Consider the following 21,991-nt stretch of genomic DNA (forward strand, 5'->3'; position numbering starts at 1 on the left):
GCCACGCCAAACCGGCACGGGGCCTAAGCACTTGTGCGAGCAAGGGCAAGAGCGGGTGTAGCCGGAACAGTGAAAGAGGCGTCAAGGCGCCGCTTTCAGCCCTGTTTCAAGCCGTCACTCCATCACAATACTGGAGAGATCGCAGACATTGACCGCGCGCACGCGGATTTCGCGGCCCGCTTCGGTCAGGGCGCGGAAGTCGAACAGGCAGGCGCTGGAGCCATCAGCGACGTCAACATCCCAATTGGCGCCAGCAGCAAGCGCAGAGCCGCCCTCAGCCAGCATATCCTCACCCCAATCGAAGGTCGCAGAGTTCGACCAGAAGACAGAGCTGATCGCTTCGCCAGAGCGGTTTTGGATCGTGATCATCCGGCCCAGCGTGCCTTCACCGTCAACGCCCTTGGCAAAGCCGGGCACGGCCCCGCCAGTCGATCCGCCACCGGCGCGTGCTGGCCCGGTGCCATCAAAGTCGACCGTCAGCACGTTGTAGACATCGCCCAGATTGCTGACCTTGAGTTGGAAGTCCGCGCAAGCCTCTCCGGGATCAAGCGTGAACTCGGTCGCGTCGGTCATGTCGTAATCTTCGTGGAGAATATCGCCATCGGCATCCACCACTTCAAAGTCGAGATCAGTATCCCCGTCACCGCGCGCGCGCACATTGGTCACACCACAAATGCGGATCGGAACCTTGGTCGCAAGGCTCGCATTGACGCGGTATTCGCCCGGCCCGCTGGTCCCGGTTCGGGTCGCAGGGTCAATCAGCGCAATCGTGAACTCGTTGTAGACCTGCCCCAGATTGTCGACCCGCAGCTCGTAATTCTCGCACTCGCTCGCCGGAGCAAGCTCGGCAAAGGTTACGTCGGAGAGGTCTACATCATTGTGGATCGCCTCGCCGCCTTCATCATTGACGGTGAAGTCGAGGTCCGTGTCCCCATCACCGCGCACCTCCAGCCGGGTCGCGCCGCAAACCGGCAAGGCGACGCGGATCGAGGTATTCGCTTCTGCGCGATAGGTGCCTTCTCCGCTTTCCTCAGCCAGTTCAGCCGGGCGCGTATAGGCATCTTCGAGACTAAAGCCCCCTCCGCCTGATCCCGCCGCCGCCAGACTGGTCGAGGGAGCCGTACCGGCGAAATCGGCCGCTACTACACCTTCGGGTTTGACCGTGACCATCAGGATGTTCGGAATCTCACCCAGATTGGCGACCTCCATTTCGAAGACCTCGCAGTCGTTGAGCAAGCTCATCAACTCAGCCGTGGTTTCATCGGTCAGGTCGGCATTTTCGTGGACGACACCTTCGTCGGAGTTGCGGATAATGAAGTCCAGATCGGTTCCACCATCGCCGCGCGCATTGACCTCTGCCGCGGTTCCGCAGGCTTTGAAATTGACCATCCGCGTCTGACCGGGTTGGATGATCGCCTTGTAGATGCGCAGGGAGCTTTCGCTGACGGGCTCAACCACGACGGTGAAGTCATTGGCTTCCTCGCCCAGATTGCTGACCCGCATGGAGTAGGCTTCGCAGCCATCTGCCTCTTTCTCGATCACGGTGCTGACGAAATCGTCGAGACCTTCATCCGCGAACACCTGATTGCCATTTGGATCGCTGACGTAGAAATCGAGGTCAGTGTGCGTCGTCCCGCGCACCATCAATTGCGTTTCAGCCGAGCACAATTCGAGCGCGATCGTGACTTGGCCCTGTGCCTCAACCGAATAGTCATCCGCTGCCGCTCTGGCTTCTGCGCTACTGAGCGCCAACGCACCAATTGCGGTGCAGGCCAAGAGGGGTGCGCGGTAGTGAATCAAGTTCGGCTCCTTAGCTTTGGTCGGACAATGCCAGTTAAGATACGAAAGCTATCGGAAATAGCCGCTGAATAACAGTATCATTGTTCAAATTGGACGTATCGCGCGATCAATCGTTCCAATTGGGAACACTTAACCGTTTCGCGCGCGTTCATCGCCACCACTCTAACCGCTGCGATACAAAGCGCGACCATCTGTAGCTTGCGCTGGGCGCTTGGGCGGGCATGACTGCGCTCAATCAATCGGGTTCAAAAGGTGAGGCAAAAGATGGTGCATAGGCGTAGTGGAATGCGAGCCCCAGCGTGGGTGACACTTGCAGGCGTGCTGGGAGCAGGCGCAGTGCTCGCCTCCAGCCTTTCCGCCCAACAACGTGAGCGTATGCCGCGCGAATGCCGCGCAGAGATCCGCGAATTGTGCGCTTTCGATGGTCGCCCGGACCGCGATCAGGTGCGCGCCTGTTTGCAGGAGAAGTTCGACCAGCTCTCCGAAAACTGCGCCGATCAATTGCGAGAGCGCATGGGCCAACGCCGCCAACAAACTGCGACAACGCCCTACATCGCCCCCGCACAGGTCTCCCGCACCGTCATTTTCGGACCCCACCAACGCCAAGTGGTCGACATTTATGAACCTGACGATGCAGTAGAGGAACTGCCTCTTGTCTTGTTTGTCCATGGCGGCGGCTGGAGCATGGGCGACAATAAGCGTGTTCAAGCAAAGCCCGCACATTTCAATGCGAACGGCTACTATTTCGCCTCAACCGGATACCGACTGCTGCCAGACTTTCCGGTGGAGGAGCAGGCAGCGGATGTAGGAGCCGCGATCCAAGCCTTGCGCGGGCAAGCCTCCGCCATCGGCTTTGACCCTGACCGGATCGTGCTGATCGGCCACAGCGCTGGCGCGCATCTTGCCGCGCTGGTGGCAAGCGATCCGAGCTATGCGGGCGAGAGTTTTGCCGCGATCCAGGGCGTGATCCTGCTCGATGGAGCAGGCTATGACGTGCCTACCCGCATCGCCAATGCCGGCCCACAAAGCTGGCAAACCTACACCACTGTCTTTGGCCGCGATGAAGAGCGGCAAAAGGCGCTCTCCCCCATTACCCATGTTGGTGGCCCAGACGCGCCAAACTGGCTCGCCCTTTATGTCGAGGAACGCGACGATTCGCGCGATCAGGCGCAAGGCTTCATCAACGCTCTGGTAGAGACGGGCAGTCAGGCAAGCGCCCTCCCCATTGCAGGCACCGACCACGGCCGCATGAACCGCGAAATCGGCACCGAACCGGGCGCTGCGCAGACGCAGGCGGTCGATGCGTTTTTGGAGAGCGTGCTGGGTTAAACGCCTAGGACGTCAAGCCCATTGCACTGCGCAATGCGGCGGACGATCCGGTGAGTGAAAAGGTGTGACTTTGACCACTGGCTGTCGAGATAGTGACGCTCGACTTCGACATCATCGCCTCCAACAAGTCGCCCTCCAGCGCAATCTGCGGGCGGGTGCCGCCGACACGTTCCGAGAGGCGGGTGATCACCGTGCCATCGTCAAAGGTGAAGGTCACAACGGCAGGTGGGCGTGGCATCGCGCCATCAAGCGTGACGCGGAACGTACACAGCACTTGGCGGTGGCGGGTATCTGAGGGATCAAAGTCTGATGGAGACGCGTCAGGGCAGACCACAAACATGCCGTTGGCAAAGGAGTTCTCTACAAAGCCGCCATCGGTGATCCAGGCGTAATGACCGCCTTCATTGAGCTCGTAATTCCATTGCGCCGATGCCGGTACTGCCATTGCCAGACCGACTGCAAAGACCAGAAACTTACCCATGGCTACCCCTTCCACATTTGCGCATCACGGCCACCACACTGGCAGGCGAATCCAGCCAACATCTAAAGCGTGCGGATGTCGTCCCCCTGAACGATATGCGTGCAACCCAACGCTTTGGGTTCTTCGCTTTCGTCCAGTTGCGCGATCGTTACCCAACCTTTGTCACGGTGTTTTTGCGCCACATGCGGGTCATGGCCAAGCGGCAAATAGAGCCTCTGGGCCCTGTCTGGCCCAGGCGCCACCTCTGCAATCCGGTCGATATAGAGCGTGAAGCCGGTTGCTGCCTCTTCGCTGCCGCCGATCTTGTATGTGCCTCCGCGCCCCGCTGCGCCGCGCAGACCCTCGGCGTAGATCGTGAAGCCGAACCAGCTTTGATATTCAAACCCATGCCGCTCCGTCGGGTCGAGGGTCACGCGGGCCGTGTCGCCGACTGCCTTGGCAATCTCTTCCATCGCATCGAGCCGCGAAGTGAGCGCGCGCCCAGCGTCAAAGTCGCGCAATTTGGTGAGCGCTTCGTCAATCGGCCCCGTCGCATAAAGCAGCGGGAGAAACGCCTCTCCGCCAACAGCCTTCAAACCGCCCGCATCCTTGGTGTCCAATTCGCGCCGGATCGCGGCGATTGTCGCCTCGTCCAATGCGGCGTCGCCAGCCGCCAAAGTGTCGACCAGATCGGGCATGGTGAAATCGACCGAGATGCCCTGCGCTCCGGCTTGTTTGAGAGCGCTGATTGCGAGGCTGACAATCTCGCTCGCCGCAGCAACCGTGTCCGCCCCGATTAGCTCTGCGCCCAATTGCAGTCGCTCGCGCGCTGGGTCGAGCTGGCTGGCCGCGATCACCGCCGTGTCGCCGCAATAAGCGAGCCGCAGCGGACGCGCCGCATCCTTCATGCTGGTCGCAGCGATACGCCCGATCTGCGGGGTAATGTCCGACCGCAGGGCAAGCGTATCGAGGCTGGCCGGGTCGGTCATGCGGAACATCCGGCGCGTTTCAACTCCCTGCATCCGGCTCGCAAGGGAGCGCTCAAACTCCAGCAGAGGCGGGCGCACCCGGTCATAGCCATGACCATCCAGCGTATCGAGCGCAGCGCGCATCACAGCGGTGATCCGGGCCGCCGAGGCGGGCAGACGGTCTTCGAGGCCGATAGGCAGGAGGTCGGTGCGTTCAGTCATCTTGCAATTATCCGCTCACCCTGAGCCTGTCGAAGGGGCATCCTTCTTCTTCCGGCCAACGCGCTAGAAGAAGTACGATGCTTCGACAAGCTCAGCATGAACGGGATTTGGCCTTGGCCTAAAAGCTCAAAGCCTTGACCAGCTTTACGCCCTCAACCTGCTCTGCATCGGCGATAACGTCGGCAGAGGGGGCTTCGTCGAGGCTCAACAGCAGCACCGCTTCCCCGCCGGCATCGCGGCGGCCGAGGTTGAAGGTGCCGATATTGATGCCCTTGGAGCCCAAGAGCGTCCCGATCCGGCCAATAAAGCCCGGCTTATCGTCATTGACGACATAGAGCATGTGGCCGTTGAGCTCTGCTTCGATACCGATGCCGAAAATCTCGACCAGACGCGGTGCGTCCTTGCCAAAGAGTGTGCCCGCAACCGAGCGCGTGCCTTGGTCAGTCTCGACCGAAACGCGGATCAGGGTGCTGAACGCCCCATCGCGGTTCTGGCGCACTTCGGACACGTCTAGGCCGCGCTCTTTCGCCAAGTATGGCGCGTTGACCATATTCACCGTGTCGGAATAGCGGCGCATGAAGCCTGCAAGCACCGCGCCCGTGATCGGCTTGCCCGACAGCTCTGCTGCCGCGCCCTCACGCTCAATGCTGATTTTGGTGAGGTTGCCATGGGCAAGCTGACCCACAAGGCTGCCGAGTTTCTCAGCCAGCGCCATATAAGGCTTCAGCTTCGGCGCTTCTTCAGCGCTGAGCGAAGGCATGTTGAGCGCATTGGTGACGCCGCCATTGACGAGGTAATCCGCCATCTGCTCGGCCACTTGCAGCGCGACATTGACCTGCGCCTCGGTGGTCGAGGCGCCAAGGTGCGGGGTGCAGATGAAGTTGGGCGCGCCGAAGAGCGGGTTTTCCTTGGCCGGTTCCTCCGCAAACACGTCCAGCGCCGCGCCAGCGACCTGACCGCTTTCAAGGCAGTCTTTAAGCGCCACTTCGTCGATCAAGCCACCCCGTGCGCAATTGACGATGCGGATGCCGGGCTTGGCATTCTCCAGCCGCTCACGCGACAGGATGTTGCGGGTCTCGTCCGTCAGTGGCGTGTGGAGTGAGACGAAATCGGCCCGGCTCAGCAGTGTGTCGAGATCGACTTTCTCCACGCCCATCTCGACCGCGCGGTCTTCGGTCAGGAACGGGTCATAGGCGATGACTTTCATCTTGAGACCCTGCGCGCGGCTGGCGAAGATCGAGCCAATGTTCCCTGCGCCGATCAAGCCGACGGTCTTGCCGGTCACTTCGACGCCCATGAAGTCCTTCTTGGGCCACTCGCCATCTTGCGTGCGGGCATTCGCCGCAGGGATCATCCGAGCGAGCGCCATGGTCATCGCAATGGCGTGCTCGGCTGTGGTGATCGAGTTGCCGAACGGCGTGTTCATCACCACGACGCCCTTGCCGCTGGCATAGGGAATATCGACATTGTCGACGCCGATACCGGCACGGCCAATGACTTTGAGGTTCGTCGCGGCGTCCAGAATGGCAGGCGTCACCTTGGTCGAGCTGCGGATCGCAAGGCCGTGATACTCGCCAATGCGGGCGGCGAGCTCCTCGGGGCTTTCGCCGGTGATCACATCAACATCGCAGCCACGCTCTTCAAATATGCGCGCAGCGTTGGGGTCCATCTTGTCGGAAATAAGTACTTTGGGTTTGGTCATGATAAATTCCTCGTAGCCTCGCGGTTCTCTCGCGTAGGGCTCGGTAAACTGGGGAGAAGCGGGCGGCGCTCATGCGAGCTGCCGCCCAGCCTGATCAGCCGTTCTTGACGACTTCGTAAGCCCACTCGATCCACGGCAGGAGGCGTTCGATATCCTCTGCCTCGACCGTGCCACCGCACCAGATGCGCAAAGACGGCGGGGCGTCGCGATAGCCGTTGAAGTCATAACCGACATTGCGCTCTTCAAGCAGCTTGACGATTTGCTTGGGCACCGCAGCCTGATCTTCAGGGGAGAGGCCTTCGTACCACTCACCCTGGAACATCATGCACACGCCGGTGTTGGTGCGCTGCGCCGGGTCGGCGACCATGTTGCGCAGCCACGGCTTGGCTTCGATCCAGTTCTTGACGAGATCGGCGTTTGTGTTCGCACGGTCGAACAGTGCCTTGCGGCCACCGATCGACTTCGCCCATTCGAGAGCAGCGATATAATCTTCGGTCGCAAGCAGCGACGGCGTGTTGATCGTGGCACCTTCGAAGATGCCGCGATTGATCTTATCGCCCTTCTTCATGCGGAAGAGTTTGGGCAGCGGCCATGCGGGATCATAGCTTTCGATCCGCTCCACCGCTTTGGGGCTGAGGATCAGCATGCCGTGCTGAGCTTCGGAGCCCATGATCTTCTGCCAGCTGAAGGTCGTCGCATCGAGCTTTGCCCAGTCCATCTCCATCGCGAAGATAGCGCTGGTCGCATCGTTGATAGTGATCCCCTCACGGCCCGGCTCAAGCCAGTCGGTATTCGGGATCATCGCGCCCGAAGTCGTGCCGTTCCACGTAAACACAACGTCATTGCGCTGCGGGATCGTGGAGAGGTCAGGGATCTCGCCATAATCGGCGGTGAGGGTTTGCAGGTTGGGCAGTTTCAACTGCTTCACCGCATCCTAAATCCAGACATTGCCAAAGCTTTCCCAAGCCGCGACCGTTGCCGGGCGCGCGGGATCAAGCATCGTCCACATCGCCGCTTCGAGCGCTCCGGTGTCAGAGGCCGGCATGATCCCGACGAGATAGTCGTCAGGAATACCAAGCAGCTCACGCGAGAGGTCAATGGCGTATTTGAGACGACCTTTCGCATAGGCCGAACGGTGCGACCGGCCGAGCGATTTGGTGCTGATTTTGTCGAGGGACCATCCAGGAAACTTCACGGTCGGACCGGAAGAAAATTGCGGACGGGTAGGCTTCAGGGGCGGCTCATGGAGCAGCCCACGCTTATAGTCAGTCATTGTATTCTCTCCTTACAGAGAGCACGCGCGGCGTTGGGACCGCGTGGCCCACGCGCGGCATTAGTGAGGTGCGGGGGAGAGTCAATGTTTGTTTAGCCTCAAGCGCCGGCGCGCGCAGTCGCGCTCTGGCTCGCCTGAACGGCTCGCGATCAGCGTATGCCTTACAACAATCGCGATATTTCTTGGCTTTACTTCGCTGCGTAGTCGCGGAGCACGGTCCGCGACCAGCGGGCCGCGAGCGCACGCGCGCGAGCCACAGGTGCCCGACTGAGCGAAGCGATGGAGGAATAGCGCCGAGGAGTTCGCCCGGATGGGCGAACACAGATAAAAAAGCCCTCCCCAAGCGAACAATCTCGCTCTAAACGGGTCGCTTCATGGAAACGTCCGACCTTCGCATTGCGCTGTTTAGCGGCAATTACAATTACACCCGCGATGGGGCGAATCAGGCGCTTAATCGTCTGGTGTCGTCGCTGCTTGGCGCAGGCGCTGCCGTGCGCATTTACTCGCCAAAGGTCGACAATCCGGACTTTGAGCCGACCGGCGATCTGGTCGGCGTGCCCAATATCCCGATGCCCGTGAAGGGCCGCGGAGAATACCGACTGCCTTTGCGCTTGGGCGCGGCGGTAAAGCGCGACCTTGCCAAGTTCAAACCCAACATCGTCCACCTCTCCTCGCCCGATCCGGCAGGACACGCCGCGTTGAGCTGGGCGCAGGATCACGACATTCCCGTGCTCGCCAGCGTCCACACGCGGTTTGAAACCTATCCGCGCTATTATGGTCTTGGCTTTACCGAGCCTCTGGTCGTCGGCATCCTTAAGCGGTTCTACAATCGCTGCGACGCCCTGGTCGCGCCATCGCAGAGCATGATCGATGAACTGCTCGCGCAGGATATGCATGACGACATCGCCCTGTGGTCGCGCGGCGTGGATCGCACGGTATTCTCCTCTGACCGGCGCGATATGGAGTGGCGGCGTTCGCTCGGCCTTGCCGACGACGACGTCGCCATTGTCTTCCTTGGTCGGTTGGTGATGGAGAAAGGCCTCGACGTCTTTGCGGAAAGTATCGTCCAGCTGCGCAAACGGGGCGTTCAGGCCAAGGTGCTGGTCATCGGCGATGGCCCGGCGCGCCAATGGTTTGAGGAAGCCTTGCCCGGCGGCATCTTTGCAGGGTTCAAGACCGGGCCGGAGCTGGGACAGGCGCTCGCCAGCGGTGACATCTTCTTCAACCCTTCGATCACGGAGACCTTTGGCAATGTCACGTTGGAGGCCATGGCCTGCGGGCTACCGGTGGTCGCCGCCGGGGCAACGGGTGCCTCCAGCCTTGTCAATGATGGCGTGACCGGGCGGCTCGTCCCGCTCAAGGGCAAGAAGGGCGCAGAGGCTCCCGACAGCGAAGGGCTGGCCGAAGCCATGGCACCCTATTGCACCGATCCCGCTTTGCGCATGGCGCATGGCCGCGCGGGCGAGGAGCGCAGTTATGAATATAGCTGGGAGGCGATCAACAAGGTCGTCGCCGACACCTATATCCGCCTGATCGAAGACCGGCGCGCATTGCAGGCCGCCGAAGCGGCTGAAGGCTAAGTCTTACCTAAGCACCCCAGAATCGGTCATGCGGCGGGCGTAGAACAGCATGAACAAGGTCGTGACCCAGATCATGATCGTCAGCGGCGGGCTGTAGAGGCTCTCGGGCATATCGCTCATCCCATATTGCCAGATATTCGATCCCAGCAGGCCGATGATCGCCACCGCAACCGCATGAAACGCAAAACGCGAGCGCATAAGCAGCAGGATTGAGCCCGCAATCGCGCCCCATACGCCCAGCGCCCAAAACGTGTTCGACCACATGGGGGCGCTGGCGAAATACGCGATCTCTGCCTCGCCCATGCCAAGCAATTCAAGCCTGCCCAGCCGCGTCATGGTGTAGCTGAACCCGCCAACCGCATTCCACAGCAGGCTGACGATACCGACAACCCAAAGATGCCACGGCGTCTTCGCCGCTCCAGCAGCAATATTCATGATTGATCCCTCCCCTTAACAGTCCAGACTGTTGGCCAGGGAAGATGTCAGAGTGTTACCAATGGGGCAAGTTTAGCCCAAAGCGCTGCTCTTAGCGCAGAAGACCAAGCGCGCGGACGCGCAGGCCGTAGAACAGGCTCACCTGCGCAATCAGCCACAAGCCCAGAACAGCCGGGTCGGCATAGAGACTGGCAGGTTCACTCGCGAAGACGAACTTGTCGAGTGAGGTCGCCATGACGCCCACCAAGGCAACAACCAGCGCCTGCACGGCATAGCGAGAGCGCAGAAGCAGCAAAGCCGCGCCGCCGAAACCTGCGCACAGGCACAGCGCGAGCGAGGCCTGCGACCAGATCGATGCAGTAGAAGCGCCCGCTTCCATCAGGCCCAACTGCCCAAGGCCAAGCGCATACCAGATCAGGGTCAGCGCGCCGACCGCCCACAGATGCCAAGGCATTGCGCCATTTTGATCTGCGCTGGCCAGATTGGCCGCAAGCGGGTGCGGACAGACATGGGAGGGGCCTTCGGTCGGGAGCTGGTTTTCGGCTGCGTGCATTTCTCATTCCCTCAAAGCGGTTCAGCTTGTCGGGTAGCGCGAAGGAATGACCAACGGGCGAAGAGTCAGGCCTAGCGATTGGTTAACGCCAGAAATGCGGTCTGGCAGAGATGAGGTCAGACTGCCTAAACCACTCAGCTAGATGCCCAATCAGCCCGCGCTCCCGGCCCTTGGGCACAAACGAAAGCACCGGGACCACGGACTGATCATCGGGTATCCAAAGACGAGAAGACTGATACCTTCACAGGCAAAGACAGATTGCCTCGTCCGGAGCCCGCCTAATGCGCCCAAGCGTCTGACCAAGCGGTAAAATGGCGAGGCTGCCGCTTCATTAAGTGACAGCCTCGAGAATTCACGCAAGTGCCCGTCGATCTGGCCTTAACCAAGCCCCGAGGCGAGCTCGATCAGAGCCCGATCAAAGCCGCTCAATCCGCTTGGCGACCTCGTCGATAATGTCGACAATCTCGTCGATGGTCTTCTGGTCGAGCTTTCCGGCCCGCGCACGGTTTTTGAGGACCGATGCGAGGTTGCCCATGGCGCGGAAGAGGTCGGGGGACTTCTCCTTTACCTTCTCGGCCCGCTCGCCATGTTCTCCCAGACGGCCCATCAGCTCGTCGACTTCATCGGCGCGATCATCCAGCTCGGCCTTGCCAGCCTTGGTCGCCTTGAACGGCTTCTTGCTGCTGGCCTCGTCGTCGGCCTTGGCCTTGGACTTTGCTTTGACGGGAGCGGGTTTGATCATCCCCTCCTCCTCCAGCATTTGCAGCGTCGGGTAGACCGCGCCGGGGGACGGGGCATAGCTGCCGCCCGTCATATCCTCGATCGCGCGGATCAGCTCGTAACCGTGGCGCGGCTCTTCATTGATGAGCGCAAGCAGGGCGAGGCGCAGCTCACCGGTGCCGAACATACGGCCACGGCGCTTGCGAGGACGCGGGCCGTCCTGCCAGTCGCGTTTGCTGCGAGAGCGACGTCCGCTATCATCCCATTCATTGGCAGCAGCGGTCGCCATCATCGCAATCATCGGGCCAAGCTGGTTCCAGCCCCCGTTCCAGCCACCGCGTCGTCCATACGTCATAAGTACTCTCCTGATAGTTCTTACGACACACAAGATATATCTTTGACCTATCACTTCAAGATCTGTGGATGGCCAAGATGGCTTTTTCCGGTGCAATTCTCGACGGGCGGCTTATTTCGGTCCACGAATGGCAGATTTGTTTGCAGAAGAGCCCGTCCAAGGGCAGCGGAAAGCAATATCGAGGGACGACGCCCGCGATTCCTGGGCTCCCTTGGCCGACCGCTTGCGCCCGCGCTCTCTAGGCGAGGTGATCGGGCAAGAGCACCTGACCGGACCGACCGGCGCTATTGGCCGGATGGTGGCGGCGGGAAAGCTATCCAGCATGGTCCTATGGGGCCCTCCCGGCACCGGCAAAACCAGCATTGCACGCCTGCTTGCCGATGCGGTGGGCATACGCTTTGTCGCGATCAGCGCGGTTTTCTCCGGGGTTGCAGATCTGAAGAAGGCCTTTGCTGAGGCCGACAAAATGGCCGACGCCGGTAAGAAAACGCTGCTCTTCGTGGACGAGATCCACCGCTTCAACCGCGCGCAGCAGGACGGCTTTCTGCCCTTTGTCGAGCGCGGGACAGTGACTTTGGTGGGAGCCACCACCGAAAACCCCAGCTTCGCCCTCAACGCCGCTTTGCTCAGCCGTGCGCAGGTGCTGATCCTCGAACGGCTCGACCATGAGGCTTTGGGCAAATTGCTCGACCGGGCGGAGACCCTCGAAGGCCCCCTGCCCCTGACCGAAGATGCCCGCGCGGCTTTGATAGCCTCAGCCGATGGCGATGGGCGGTTCCTGTTGGGACAGGCTGAAACGCTGTATAATGCGGGGTTGAAAGAGCCACTCGACCCCGCCGCACTCGGCCAATTCCTACAACGCCGCGTGGCGGTCTATGACAAGGATCGCGACGGGCATTACAACCTCATCAGTGCGCTGCACAAAGCATTGCGCGGCAGCGATCCGCAGGCCTCACTCTATTACCTCGCAAGGATGCTGACAGCTGGCGAAGAGCCGCTTTACGTCCTGCGCCGCCTGGTGCGTTTTGCGAGCGAGGACATCGGCCTCGCTGATCCGCAGGCACTCACCCAGTGCTTGGCGGCCAAGGACGCATACCAGTTCCTCGGCAGCCCCGAGGGTGAGCTCGCCATCGTCCAAGCCTGCCTCTACTGCGCCACCGCGCCCAAGTCGAACGCCGCCTACGCCGCGCAAAAATCCGCGTTCAAAGCCGCCAAGGAAACCGGCAGCCTAATGCCACCCGCCAACATCCTCAACGCGCCGACCCAGCTGATGAAGGACATCGGATATGGCGAGGGATATTCCTACGACCACGAGGCGGATGACGGTTTCTCCGGCGACAATTACTGGCCCGAGGAGATGGAACCGCAGACTTTCTACTCCCCCGTCGAGCGCGGCTTTGAACGCAAGGTGCGCGAACGGATCGCTTATTGGGACAAGCTGCGCGAGGAACGCCAATCATGAGAAATTGGGACCACTTCCTCGCCATCGACTGGTCGGGCGCCAAGGGAGAACGGCACAAGGGCATCGCCCTTGCGCTTGCCGACGGACAGGGTGGACCGCCAGTTCTGGTCGCGCCTCCGACGGGCGGCTGGTCACGGGTCGAGGTGATGGAGGTCCTGCGCGATGAACTTCCCGCCAACACGCTGGTGGGCATCGACCTTGGCATCTCCCTCCCCTTCAACGATTGCGGGGCTTTCTTCCCCGGCTGGGATGAATCCCCTCGCAACGCAAAGAAGCTGTGGGAGTTGATCGACCGCATCTGCGCCGATGACCCGCATCTGGGCGCGCACAGTTTTGTGACACACCCCCAGGCCACCCGCTATTTCCGCCATGGCAAAGGCAATGAGGGCGACCGCTTCCACCTCGAACAAGCTCCCAGCCGCGAAGGCCGCTTCCGCGAGGCTGAGATCGGACAACGCCGACAAAAGTGTCGTCCGGTCTCCAACTTCAACCTCGTCGGTGCGGCGCAAGTGGGCAAAAGCTCGCTCACGGGAATGCGGATGTTGCACCACTTGCAGAACGGGGAAGAGGAGCCGCTGCCGGTCTGGCCGATGGACCCGATCCCCTCCCGCCGCGTCAAGCAAGGGGGATCGATGCTGGTCGAGATCTACACCGGGCTGGCAAGCCGAGAGGCTGCCAATCTCGGCGCCCGGACCAAGCTGCTCACCTATGCCGACCTCAACGCAGCCCTCGATGCCCTGGGTAGCCCGCCGGTCGACAAATTCGGAGAGGTGGACGACCACTCCTCCGACGCGCTGCTGACAGCGGCGTGGCTGCGCAAGGTTGCGGATGAGGAAAAGCGTTGGGAACCGCGCTGTCTGACAGCTGAGATCGCCTGGACAGAAGGCTGGACGTTCGGGGCGTTTTAGTGGTGTGTTCGCCCATCCGGGCGAACTCCTCGGCGCTAATCCCTCCGCTCCGCTGCGGGGCACCTGCGGACGCGCAGTCGCGCTTGCGGACCCTTTCGGGTCCGTGCTCCGCGACCACATCTTGACCCTCGGATCAGAACGCCCGGTCTCTACGCTCTTTCTTGTAGCCGGTCTGGCGCAAGTCTTCGAGCATCTCTTGCCGCTTGCGGTCGGCCTCTGTCATCGGGCGGCGCACCTTTTCGGGCACTGTGTCGGGCATTTCCTGGCGCGGCTGGGGCTGAGGTTGAGGTTCTGGTTTGCGAAGTGGCGCTGCTGCCTGCCCGCCACTGACCATGTTGATGACCTCCATGTTCCTCTCACGCACCATGCCAGGCACAAGGAACACGTCGATCAACCACCATGGGACAGCGACCAGAAGGCCGAACCCCGTCAGGGCGAGTACGAGCATCGCAACGCCAGTTTTGACGTTTCCCGTGTAAAACCGGTGGACGCCGAGCCAGCCAAGGAAGAACCACAAGAGATAGGCAACGCCGGTCGACTTCCGGTGCTTCTCAATCGTCATGTGTTTTTTCAGATCGTCAGCCATTGCTCGCCAGTCCCACCTTTGCAATTCCACCCTGTGTTGAGCCTAAGATGTATCTTAATGTCGAGCAGCGCAAGGCTCAGCACCTCCACCTTCGACCAAATGCACACTAAACTCGGCGAAGTTAGAAAAACATCGCAATAGGCAATTCTCCATCTGGACGAAGCCGATCAATCGCACTATCTGCGCCCACTTGAATGGGCCGGCTTAGCTCAGTTGGTAGAGCAGTTGATTTGTAATCATCAGGCCGCGGGTTCAACTCCTGCAGCCGGCACCATTCCCTCATTTTCTTTTGCCCTCAGACGCCGGGCGGCGGGCATCCGCCCGCCTTGGCTTCGCCGCATTAGCGGCGACGGGCGGTCGCCCTTGCGAACTCTTCGAGTTCGTTGGTGCCACTCTGGTCATCCTTCCTCCCCTGCCCTAGACCCTGCCTTGGACACATCGGGAGGGGACCCATCGCATGAAAACCAGAGCCGCCGTCGCGTTTGAGGCCAAGCAGCCGCTTGAGATTGTCGAGCTTGACTTGGAGGGCCCTAGGCAAGGCGAGGTGCTGGTCGAGATTATGGCCACCGGCCTGTGCCACACCGATGCCTACACGCTTGACGGGCTCGATTCAGAAGGGCTCTTCCCCGCCGTTCTCGGCCATGAAGGCTGCGGGATCGTGCGGGAGATCGGCCCTGGGGTGACCTCTGTTGCGCCCGACGATCATGTCATCCCGCTCTACACGCCCGAATGCGGCAAGTGTAAGTCCTGCCTCTCCGGCAAGACCAATCTGTGCCAGGCGATCCGAGAGACGCAAGGCAAGGGCGTGATGCCCGATGGGACGTCGCGGATGAGCTATAAGGGCCAGACGATCTACCACTATATGGGCTGCTCGACCTTCTCGAACTTCATCGTCTTGCCCGAAATTGCCGTCGCCAAAATCCGCAAGGACGCGCCTTTCGACACGGCCTGCTATATCGGCTGCGGCGTCACGACCGGGATCGGAGCCGTCACCAAGACGGCCAAGGTTCAGCCCGGCGACAATGTCGTGGTCTTTGGCCTCGGCGGGATCGGCCTCAACGTCATCCAAGGCGCGAAGATGGCAGGCGCCGCGCGCATCGTCGGCGTCGACATCAACGACGCGAAAGAGAGTTGGGGCAAGCGCTTTGGCATGACCGACTTCGTCAACCCGCGCCACGTCCCCGATATCGTCGCTCTGCTGATCGAGATGCTGGATGGCGGCGCGGACTTCTCCTTCGACTGCACCGGTAATGTGGAGGTGATGAGGAACGCGCTGGAGTGCTGCCACAAGGGCTGGGGCACCTCAATCATCATCGGCGTGGCAGAGGCGGGCAAGGAGATCTCCACCCGCCCCTTCCAGCTTGTGACCGGACGCAATTGGCGCGGCACCGCTTTTGGAGGCGCGAAGGGCCGCACCGACGTGCCGCCGATCGTCGACCTCTACATGAACGGCCAGATCGAAATCGACCCGATGATCACCCACCGCCTATCGCTGGAGGAGATCAACAAGGGCTTCGACCTGATGCACGCCGGCGAAAGCATCCGCAGCGTGGTGGTGTTCTAGCGACTACTCGGCTTCAGTGTCCTCTGTTGGCACTTCCGCGTTCTTCACGTGGGTGTCGAACCATTCGAACATTTCATAGAGCGTATGGAGCACCGATTCCCGCCCGCGATAGCCGTGGTCTTCGTGGGGGAGCATCACGAGGCGCGCTGTGCCGCCTGTGCCTTTGACCGCGGCGAACATGCGCTCGGATTGCTGCGGGAAGGTGCCTGAATTGCTGTCATTGTCGCCGTGGATGAACAGGATCGGCTCATTGATCTGGTTGGCGGCCATGAAGGGGCTGAGGCGGTAATAGGTCTCTGGCGTGTCCCAGAAGATGCGCCGCTCTGCCTGGAAGCCGAAGGGCGTGAGCGTGCGGTTATACGCGCCTGAACGGGCGATCCCTGCTTGGAACAGATCGCTTTGGGCGAGCAAATGCGCGGTCATGAAGGCGCCGTAAGAGTGCCCTCCGACCCCGATGCGCACGCCGTCGCCAAAGCCGCGTTCCACGGTGAAATCGACCGCAGCCTGCGCGTTCGCCACCACTTGCTCGATGAAGGTGTCGTTGACCGTCTCTGGATCAGAGCCAACCACCGGCATCGACGCGCGGTCGAGCACGGCATAGCCCTGCGTCAGGAAGAAGAGGTGCGAGTAACCGCCAATGCGCGTGAAGCGATAGGGCGAATCGCGGTTCTGTCCCGCGGTCGCGGCATCGTTGAACTCACGCGGGTAAGCCCAGATGACGACCGGCACTTTCTCGCCCTCGACATAGTCAGGCGGGAGGTAGAGCGTCGCGGTCAGCTCAACGCCGTCCTCGCGGGTGTAGCTCACCAGCTCACGCTGGATGCCGGTCAGCTCTGGATGCGGGTCAGGGAAGTTGGTGAGGAAGCGCTCCTCTCCGCCTGCGTAAAGCTTGATGTTCCCCGGATTGGTTGGGCTTTGGTAGTAGGTCAGGAATTCGCTGCCATCGTCAGAGACCACGTCGATCACGGATTCGAGCTGCTCGCCTGAATTGCGCCAGATCTCGGTCGTCTCCAGCGTGGTGAGGTCAAAGCGGCGCAAGAAGGGGCGCAGGCCCTCTGGCGTGGCTCCGCTACCGCTCAGCAAGAGAGCGCCATCGACATTGCGCGCAACGCCAAAGCCGCGATCGGTGCGGGTAAAGAGCGGCTCACCGGGATCGGCGTAGGCATCCTGCACATTGCGGATGTTGAGTTCGCGCTGGCCGTCCGACCCAGTCACATCGACCAGCGATTGCCTCACTTCGCGCGTGTCGCGATCATATTCGACGACGATCATGTCGTCCGTGCCCTCGATCCCGAAGGCGCCGGCTGCGCGGTCTTCAAGGCGGGCAATGACCCGTGCCTCGCCATCAAACGGGGCGGTGAGCGCCATCACATTGTCGCGATTATCGCTTGTCGTTCGCGGGTCGCCGCCATCTTGTGCTTCGCTCCACATCATCAGCGCGTCTTCGGTCGGGTGCCATTGCAGGTTGCGCGGGCCGGTCACGACGCCTTGGACGGGCAGGTTGTCGGCCAGCGGCTCTTCGGCGAGCACCTGCACCAAGTCGCCTTCAATGGTGTAGACCGCGCTGGTGCTAGGGAAGCGATACCACGGCACCTGATAGGAAAACGGCTCGTTCAGCCACTCCATCAGCAGATATTTGCCATCAGGCGATGGGGAGACATTGTAGTAGATGCGCGGCTCACCCACGGCGCGCGCTTCGCTGCCATCGGCTGCCATGATCACTGGCTGGCTGGTGGCAAGATAGCGGAACATCGCCTCGTCATGGGCGTCGGTCAGCAGGTTCTGATAGGTGCGCGTCTGCGCTTCCTCGCCGCCGCTTGCGTCCTGAATCGCAGGCCCGCGCGGGGTGAGCGACCGGGTCGGCATATCGCCGCGATCCTCTGGAATGGTGAGGACCATCAGCGATCCGTCGGGCATCCAGGATGGGTTCTGGAACACCGGATTGACCCCGCCCGTCATCAAAGTTGCGACTTCGCCGGAGGCTGTGTCCAGCACATGCAGGTCCATTGCGTCGGTGCGGGTGTTGGTGAAGACGATCTGGCCGCCGTCATTCGACCACGAAATGTCGGAAATATCGGCCTCGGCTGGCAGAGCGATCTCGCGCACTTCGCCGGTCGCAACGTCTTGCAGCGACAGGCCGGTCACTGCGCGCGTGCCGTAGCGATCATTGATGCTGGCGTCCAAGCGCAGTCCGGCAAGCTTCTCCATTGGCCGCGCCAGATCAGCAACCGGCGGCAACGCCTCGCGCTCCATCAGCAGGATCAGATCGTTGTCGGGTGAGACCGAGACATTGGGCGCAGGCGGGCGCGTCACGATGTCGGTCACTTCGGGCGGGGGAAGCTGGTAGCCATCCTCGTCGCCAGCATCTTGCGCGGAGACCGGCGCTGCAAAGCTAAGGCTAAGGGCGAGCGCGGTGGTAGCGAGGATTGAGTGACGCATCTTGGTGGATTCCCCTGCGATTGGACAAAGTCTTGCGCCGCATGAGCTATCAGGCTGGCAAAGCAGTTTCCAGCCCCCTAGCCGCGCCCGCAAATGGCGATGCTGTGCAAAGGCCGCCTTATGCCCAAATGAAAAGCGCCGGGCGGAGCTTTGAAACTCCACCCGGCGCTTTGTGCCCCCCGTTTGGGACAACTCTTTTCGGCTCGCTTAGAAGCCGACGCGGACGCTCGCGCGGGCTGCGTGGGCGTCGTAGCCCGAGGCGAAATCGCCCGTATAGCCCAGCTCAACCGAGGCGTTGGTCGACACATCAACCGATGCGCCGGCGGCCAGTTCAAAGCGGCTTTGCTCGCGGCCGGGCAGAGCAACTGCGAAGTCGCCGAGTTCAGCCGAAGCCAGCTCAAAGATGCGCGGGTCATCTTTGAGTTCGTGCACATAAGTGCCGCCGACATAGCCGGTGATGCCGTTGCTCATCGTGCCAGCAAGCTCAAGCCCGCCGCGCAGTTCGAGGAAGTTGGAGTGCTGACGGTCAACCGTGAAGCCAAAGCCGCCCGTTTCAACTGCATCATCGAAGCTGAGATTTGCGCCGTTCACACCGACAGTTGGCGTCAGCGAGAAGTCCGGATTCTCAAGCAGGTCGTAACCGACCACGGCACGATAGCCGAAGCCATCAAAGTCGAAGGCCGAACCAATCGGGCCCAGAACGCCGGTGCGCGCTTGCTCGATCTCACCGGTCAGATAAGACAGTTCAGCGTTGAAGAAGCCGCGCTCTGCAAAGCGGTAGCCGCCATAGACGCCCAGCTTCAGGCTTTCGATATCGGTGGTGCCGCTAGTGACGCCGCCATTGAAGTCGTCGTTCTCGATCTCAGCATAGCTGATGAGAGCGCCGACCTTAGCTGCATCGCCCATGGCAACATCGCCGCCAACGGTAAAGATCAACTGGTCGCTGTCATAACCGCCAGAGGTTGCGCTGACCGCGTCCTGGCTTGCGCCGCGATAGGTCGCCTCGCCCCAGACACCGCTGCCGTCTGCTGCCAGATGACGATCCAGCGCTTGGCTGGCGGCGTTGGACGCTTCGAAGATCTCACGACCTGCGCCTTCGCTCAGAGCAGGCAGAGAATCGACCACAGCCGCTTCAAGCGCCGATGCGTCCGCAAGGCCGCTGAGCAGGTCGAACGTGTCGTCGCTGATCGTGCCGTTATTGCTGGCCGCGTCAATCGCTGCACCGAAGGTCACGATGTTCGCATCAGCCGAAGCGAGCAGCGGGTTCGAGCCCGTTACCTGCACAGCAAGCGATCCGATCACCACTTCGTAGTCGATAAACAGGTCGTTATCGATCACATTGATGGTCGCGCCATTGTCGGTGAAGGTCGTGCCTTCTTGCAGGACGACTACGGTCTGACCGACAAGATCAGCGCCATTCGTCGTTGCGATGTTGATGGTCGAACCGTTCTCAAGCGTGATCGCGCCATCGGTGGTGAGCGAGTCAACGCCGAGGTCAAACGCCACTTCGCCGACAACGTTCACATCGCCCGTAACCGTGCGATTGCCGCTAATGACAGCGTCGTTGAGCGTGCCGCCAAGGGTCGAGCCGATTTGAATGGTCTCAAAGCCGGTCAGGATGTCTGCATCCAGCAGACCTGCGATGATCGCGGTGTCGACGCCGATGCCTGCGTCGACGATGCCGGTGATCGAGCTGGCCGAGCCTTCAAGGATGAAAGTGTCGTCAGCTGCGCCAAGGTCAATGTTGCCGTTGACGGTCGCGCCGGTCCAGTGCTGGAACTCGTCATTGCCGCCGCCAAGGAACACGGCATCGCCGGACTGGCCGGTCATCGAGCCGAAGTTGGCAACCGTCTGCGAACCGCCGAGCGAGCGGAACGCAACCTGGCCATCGACCGAGCCTTCATTGGTGAAGGTTGAACCGTCGCCGCGCAGTTGCACTGCGTCATCACCGGTCGAAGTGATTGAACCGGTCGAAGCGTTGGTAAGAGCGGTGGTGCCCGCTGCATCGATGCCGCGGCCTTGGTCAGAAGCGATCGAGCCAGCATTGGCAATCGTCACTGCGCCGCGAACTTCAACGCCGTGGGCGTCAACGCCAGCGGTTGAGAGATCGCTGCCCTCACCCAGAGTCACGTCCGAGCCTGCATCAGCGAAGATGGCCGAAGCCTCATCACCGTCGGTTGAAATCGAACCGTTGTTGGTAAGCGTGCTGTCCACGCCGACGCTGATCCCGCGCGCGCTGGTGCCAGCAGTGGTGATCGAGCCATTGTTGGTCACGTCGCCGGTTGAAAGCACGTCGATGCCGATTGCGAATTCACCAGTGGTTTCAACCGTGCCGTCATTGACGACCGTGCCGCCAGCAGCGGTCACGATGCCAAAGCCGCCATCGCCGGTGGTCGAGATCGTGCCGTCAGCGGTGTTGGTGACGGTCACGCCGTCGCCCGCACCGAACACGCCAAAGCTCTCAGCACCAGCCGAAGTGATCGTGCCAGAGTTAGTGACCGAGCTGCCTTCACCCACCAGAACGGCGTCGGAGAAATTGTCTCCGCTCGTGCTGATCGTGCCTGAGTTGCTCACGGTCGAATTCGCGCCCGCAATCACGCCCGACGATGTCTCACCCGAAGTGTCGATGTTGCCGCTATTGGTGATGTTGGCATTGTCGCCAGCCTGCACGCCGGTCGAGAAATCGCCGAATGTCTGGACCAGACCTGCATTGGACACCGTCGCGTCATCCGCCGCCGCAACAGCGGCAGAACCGGTACCGCTCGTCACGATGGACGCAGCAACCGTGTTGTTGATCGTTACGCCGTCACCAAAGGCAAAAACGCCTTCCGAACCGTCGCCTTCGGTCACCAGCAGAGCGTTGTTGATGAAGGTCGCGCCCTCAGCCAGAGCGACACCGTCAGAGGCGTTGCCGGTGGTGTAGATCGTGCCATTGTTGGTGATCGAAGCGCCGTCTTCGGTCTCAATCCCGCCTGCATTGTTGCCAGTGGTGCCGATGAAGCCGTTGACGGTCACATCCGAATCGATGCCGACCAACAGACCGCTGGAAAAGTTGCTGCTGGTCGAAATCGCGCCATCGACCGTGCCTGTAACGGTGCCGGTGATGATCACAGAGTCTTGAACGACCGAACCGTCCTGAATGTCGAGCGTGATCGGATCGCCGCTCGCGTCAAAGAAGCCGTCCGCATCGGTGCCCGGTGCGCAGGTCACAGTGCCTGCAGCCAGAACGCACTCTTCCGCATTGGCGGGAGGGGTCGGAGCGGTCACCGTTGGCGGCGCGGCCAGCGGATCAGGCGCGCTTTGCGCAAATGCTGGAGCAGCAAGGCCACTTGCCAAACCAGCGGTCAGAGCCAGCACGGAAGCGCTGCCCACAATACGGAACTTGTTCGACGCAGAAACAGTCATTTTTTGAGCCTCTCAATTGGCTGTCAGGATCAATCACGTGACACAAAGAGGCGCTCATCCAAGCTCACGGTCTTGAGGGACCAGCGCGCATGGGTTTGCGACCCTTGTTGAAAGCAAGGGCCTAGGGTTGAGTTATTACTGGAGGATAAAGTTCAGCCCCCCGAGGACCGAGCGTGTCCGCCTATTGTTAACCAACGTGATCAGCTATTCATTAAGGTTAACGTCGAGTA

At 61.1% G+C, this 21,991-nt stretch carries 15 protein-coding genes, 1 tRNA gene and 1 pseudogene; 6 read left to right on the forward strand and 11 right to left on the reverse strand.

Annotation, left to right across the window (positions count from 1 at the left end; genetic code table 11):
- Nucleotides 1–114 precede the first annotated feature (114 nt).
- Nucleotides 115–1,800 carry a hypothetical protein gene (locus AC0V6X_RS09170; protein WP_486184254.1) on the reverse strand — a complete coding sequence of 562 codons (1,686 nt, stop codon included), beginning with the start codon at nucleotides 1,798–1,800 and terminating at the stop codon, nucleotides 115–117.
- Between the two features lie 285 nt (nucleotides 1,801–2,085).
- Here AC0V6X_RS09170 and AC0V6X_RS09175 point away from each other — a divergent pair, with 285 nt between their 5' ends.
- Nucleotides 2,086–3,129, forward strand: coding sequence for an alpha/beta hydrolase (locus tag AC0V6X_RS09175; protein ID WP_486184255.1), 1,044 nt, complete (start codon nucleotides 2,086–2,088; stop codon nucleotides 3,127–3,129).
- Nucleotides 3,130–3,133: 4 nt separating this feature from the next.
- On the opposite strand, the gene AC0V6X_RS09180 is transcribed toward AC0V6X_RS09175, so the two are convergent.
- The 4 genes and pseudogenes from AC0V6X_RS09180 to AC0V6X_RS09195 form a co-directional block, all read right to left on the reverse strand.
- Nucleotides 3,134–3,610: a hypothetical protein gene (locus tag AC0V6X_RS09180; RefSeq protein WP_486184256.1), complete on the reverse strand. Its 477-nt coding sequence runs from the start codon at nucleotides 3,608–3,610 to the stop codon at nucleotides 3,134–3,136.
- Between the two features lie 62 nt (nucleotides 3,611–3,672).
- Nucleotides 3,673–4,779 (reverse strand): ATP phosphoribosyltransferase regulatory subunit, encoded by a 1,107-nt coding sequence (locus AC0V6X_RS09185; RefSeq protein WP_486184257.1) that lies wholly within the window; start codon nucleotides 4,777–4,779, stop codon nucleotides 3,673–3,675.
- A 118-nt stretch (nucleotides 4,780–4,897) separates the two neighbouring features.
- Nucleotides 4,898–6,481 (reverse strand): phosphoglycerate dehydrogenase, encoded by a 1,584-nt coding sequence (serA, locus tag AC0V6X_RS09190; protein WP_486184258.1) that lies wholly within the window; start codon nucleotides 6,479–6,481, stop codon nucleotides 4,898–4,900.
- A gap of 94 nt (nucleotides 6,482–6,575) precedes the next feature.
- A pseudogene (locus tag AC0V6X_RS09195) lies at nucleotides 6,576–7,754 on the reverse strand (phosphoserine transaminase).
- A gap of 374 nt (nucleotides 7,755–8,128) precedes the next feature.
- On the opposite strand from AC0V6X_RS09195, the gene AC0V6X_RS09200 reads away from it, so the two are divergent.
- Nucleotides 8,129–9,334 (forward strand): glycosyltransferase family 4 protein, encoded by a 1,206-nt coding sequence (locus AC0V6X_RS09200; protein ID WP_486184259.1) that lies wholly within the window; start codon nucleotides 8,129–8,131, stop codon nucleotides 9,332–9,334.
- 3 nt (nucleotides 9,335–9,337) lie between these two features.
- Here AC0V6X_RS09200 and AC0V6X_RS09205 read toward each other — a convergent pair whose 3' ends face one another.
- The 3 genes from AC0V6X_RS09205 to AC0V6X_RS09215 form a co-directional block, all read right to left on the reverse strand.
- On the reverse strand, nucleotides 9,338–9,769 hold the full coding sequence (locus AC0V6X_RS09205; protein ID WP_486184260.1) for a hypothetical protein: 432 nt from the start codon (nucleotides 9,767–9,769) through the stop codon (nucleotides 9,338–9,340).
- Between the two features lie 91 nt (nucleotides 9,770–9,860).
- Entirely contained in the window at nucleotides 9,861–10,322 is a 462-nt protein-coding gene (locus tag AC0V6X_RS09210; RefSeq protein WP_486184261.1) for a hypothetical protein, read from the reverse strand.
- A gap of 415 nt (nucleotides 10,323–10,737) precedes the next feature.
- Nucleotides 10,738–11,397, reverse strand: a complete 660-nt coding sequence (locus AC0V6X_RS09215; RefSeq protein ID WP_486184262.1) for a PadR family transcriptional regulator — start codon at nucleotides 11,395–11,397, stop codon at nucleotides 10,738–10,740.
- Nucleotides 11,398–11,524: 127 nt separating this feature from the next.
- Here AC0V6X_RS09215 and AC0V6X_RS09220 point away from each other — a divergent pair, with 127 nt between their 5' ends.
- Nucleotides 11,525–12,859 (forward strand): replication-associated recombination protein A, encoded by a 1,335-nt coding sequence (locus AC0V6X_RS09220; protein ID WP_486184263.1) that lies wholly within the window; start codon nucleotides 11,525–11,527, stop codon nucleotides 12,857–12,859.
- Nucleotides 12,856–13,767 carry a hypothetical protein gene (locus AC0V6X_RS09225; protein WP_486184264.1) on the forward strand — a complete coding sequence of 304 codons (912 nt, stop codon included), beginning with the start codon at nucleotides 12,856–12,858 and terminating at the stop codon, nucleotides 13,765–13,767. Before AC0V6X_RS09220 ends, AC0V6X_RS09225 begins: the two co-directional genes overlap by 4 nt.
- Before the next feature lie 133 nt (nucleotides 13,768–13,900).
- Here AC0V6X_RS09225 and AC0V6X_RS09230 read toward each other — a convergent pair whose 3' ends face one another.
- The gene (locus tag AC0V6X_RS09230; protein ID WP_486184265.1) at nucleotides 13,901–14,353 is read right to left on the reverse strand and encodes a TM2 domain-containing protein; all 453 of its coding nucleotides are present in this window, start codon (nucleotides 14,351–14,353) and stop codon (nucleotides 13,901–13,903) included.
- Between the two features lie 198 nt (nucleotides 14,354–14,551).
- Between AC0V6X_RS09230 and AC0V6X_RS09235 the strand changes: the two genes are divergently transcribed.
- Both AC0V6X_RS09235 and AC0V6X_RS09240 read left to right on the forward strand, forming a co-directional pair.
- A tRNA-Thr gene (locus AC0V6X_RS09235) sits at nucleotides 14,552–14,627 on the forward strand.
- A 183-nt stretch (nucleotides 14,628–14,810) separates the two neighbouring features.
- Nucleotides 14,811–15,917 carry an S-(hydroxymethyl)glutathione dehydrogenase/class III alcohol dehydrogenase gene (locus AC0V6X_RS09240; RefSeq protein ID WP_486184266.1) on the forward strand — a complete coding sequence of 369 codons (1,107 nt, stop codon included), beginning with the start codon at nucleotides 14,811–14,813 and terminating at the stop codon, nucleotides 15,915–15,917.
- A 3-nt stretch (nucleotides 15,918–15,920) separates the two neighbouring features.
- Here the strand turns inward: AC0V6X_RS09240 and AC0V6X_RS09245 are convergent, their stop codons facing one another.
- Both AC0V6X_RS09245 and AC0V6X_RS09250 read right to left on the reverse strand, forming a co-directional pair.
- Complete coding sequence (locus AC0V6X_RS09245) at nucleotides 15,921–18,356, reverse strand: S9 family peptidase (RefSeq protein ID WP_486184267.1); 2,436 nt, start codon at nucleotides 18,354–18,356, stop codon at nucleotides 15,921–15,923.
- Nucleotides 18,357–18,563: 207 nt separating this feature from the next.
- Nucleotides 18,564–21,761, reverse strand: a complete 3,198-nt coding sequence (locus AC0V6X_RS09250) for an autotransporter outer membrane beta-barrel domain-containing protein (RefSeq protein ID WP_486184268.1) — start codon at nucleotides 21,759–21,761, stop codon at nucleotides 18,564–18,566.
- Nucleotides 21,762–21,991: the final 230 nt, after the last annotated feature.

The sequence above is a fragment of the Erythrobacter sp. S267 genome (assembly GCF_057365045.1).

Excerpts from the sequence above, each read along its gene's own strand:
- AC0V6X_RS09175 (WP_486184255.1), top strand. The coding sequence starts at position 2,086 with ATGCGAGCCCCAGCGTGGGTGACACTTGCAGGCGTGCTGGGAGCAGGC.
- AC0V6X_RS09180 (WP_486184256.1), bottom strand. The coding sequence starts at position 3,610 with ATGGGTAAGTTTCTGGTCTTTGCAGTCGGTCTGGCAATGGCAGTACCG.
- AC0V6X_RS09185 (WP_486184257.1), bottom strand. The coding sequence starts at position 4,779 with ATGACTGAACGCACCGACCTCCTGCCTATCGGCCTCGAAGACCGTCTG.
- serA (WP_486184258.1), bottom strand. The coding sequence starts at position 6,481 with ATGACCAAACCCAAAGTACTTATTTCCGACAAGATGGACCCCAACGCT.
- AC0V6X_RS09200 (WP_486184259.1), top strand. The coding sequence starts at position 8,129 with ATGGAAACGTCCGACCTTCGCATTGCGCTGTTTAGCGGCAATTACAAT.
- AC0V6X_RS09205 (WP_486184260.1), bottom strand. The coding sequence starts at position 9,769 with ATGAATATTGCTGCTGGAGCGGCGAAGACGCCGTGGCATCTTTGGGTT.
- AC0V6X_RS09210 (WP_486184261.1), bottom strand. The coding sequence starts at position 10,322 with ATGCACGCAGCCGAAAACCAGCTCCCGACCGAAGGCCCCTCCCATGTC.
- AC0V6X_RS09215 (WP_486184262.1), bottom strand. The coding sequence starts at position 11,397 with ATGACGTATGGACGACGCGGTGGCTGGAACGGGGGCTGGAACCAGCTT.
- AC0V6X_RS09220 (WP_486184263.1), top strand. The coding sequence starts at position 11,525 with ATGGCAGATTTGTTTGCAGAAGAGCCCGTCCAAGGGCAGCGGAAAGCA.
- AC0V6X_RS09225 (WP_486184264.1), top strand. The coding sequence starts at position 12,856 with ATGAGAAATTGGGACCACTTCCTCGCCATCGACTGGTCGGGCGCCAAG.
- AC0V6X_RS09230 (WP_486184265.1), bottom strand. The coding sequence starts at position 14,353 with ATGGCTGACGATCTGAAAAAACACATGACGATTGAGAAGCACCGGAAG.
- AC0V6X_RS09240 (WP_486184266.1), top strand. The coding sequence starts at position 14,811 with ATGAAAACCAGAGCCGCCGTCGCGTTTGAGGCCAAGCAGCCGCTTGAG.
- AC0V6X_RS09245 (WP_486184267.1), bottom strand. The coding sequence starts at position 18,356 with ATGCGTCACTCAATCCTCGCTACCACCGCGCTCGCCCTTAGCCTTAGC.
- AC0V6X_RS09250 (WP_486184268.1), bottom strand. The coding sequence starts at position 21,761 with ATGACTGTTTCTGCGTCGAACAAGTTCCGTATTGTGGGCAGCGCTTCC.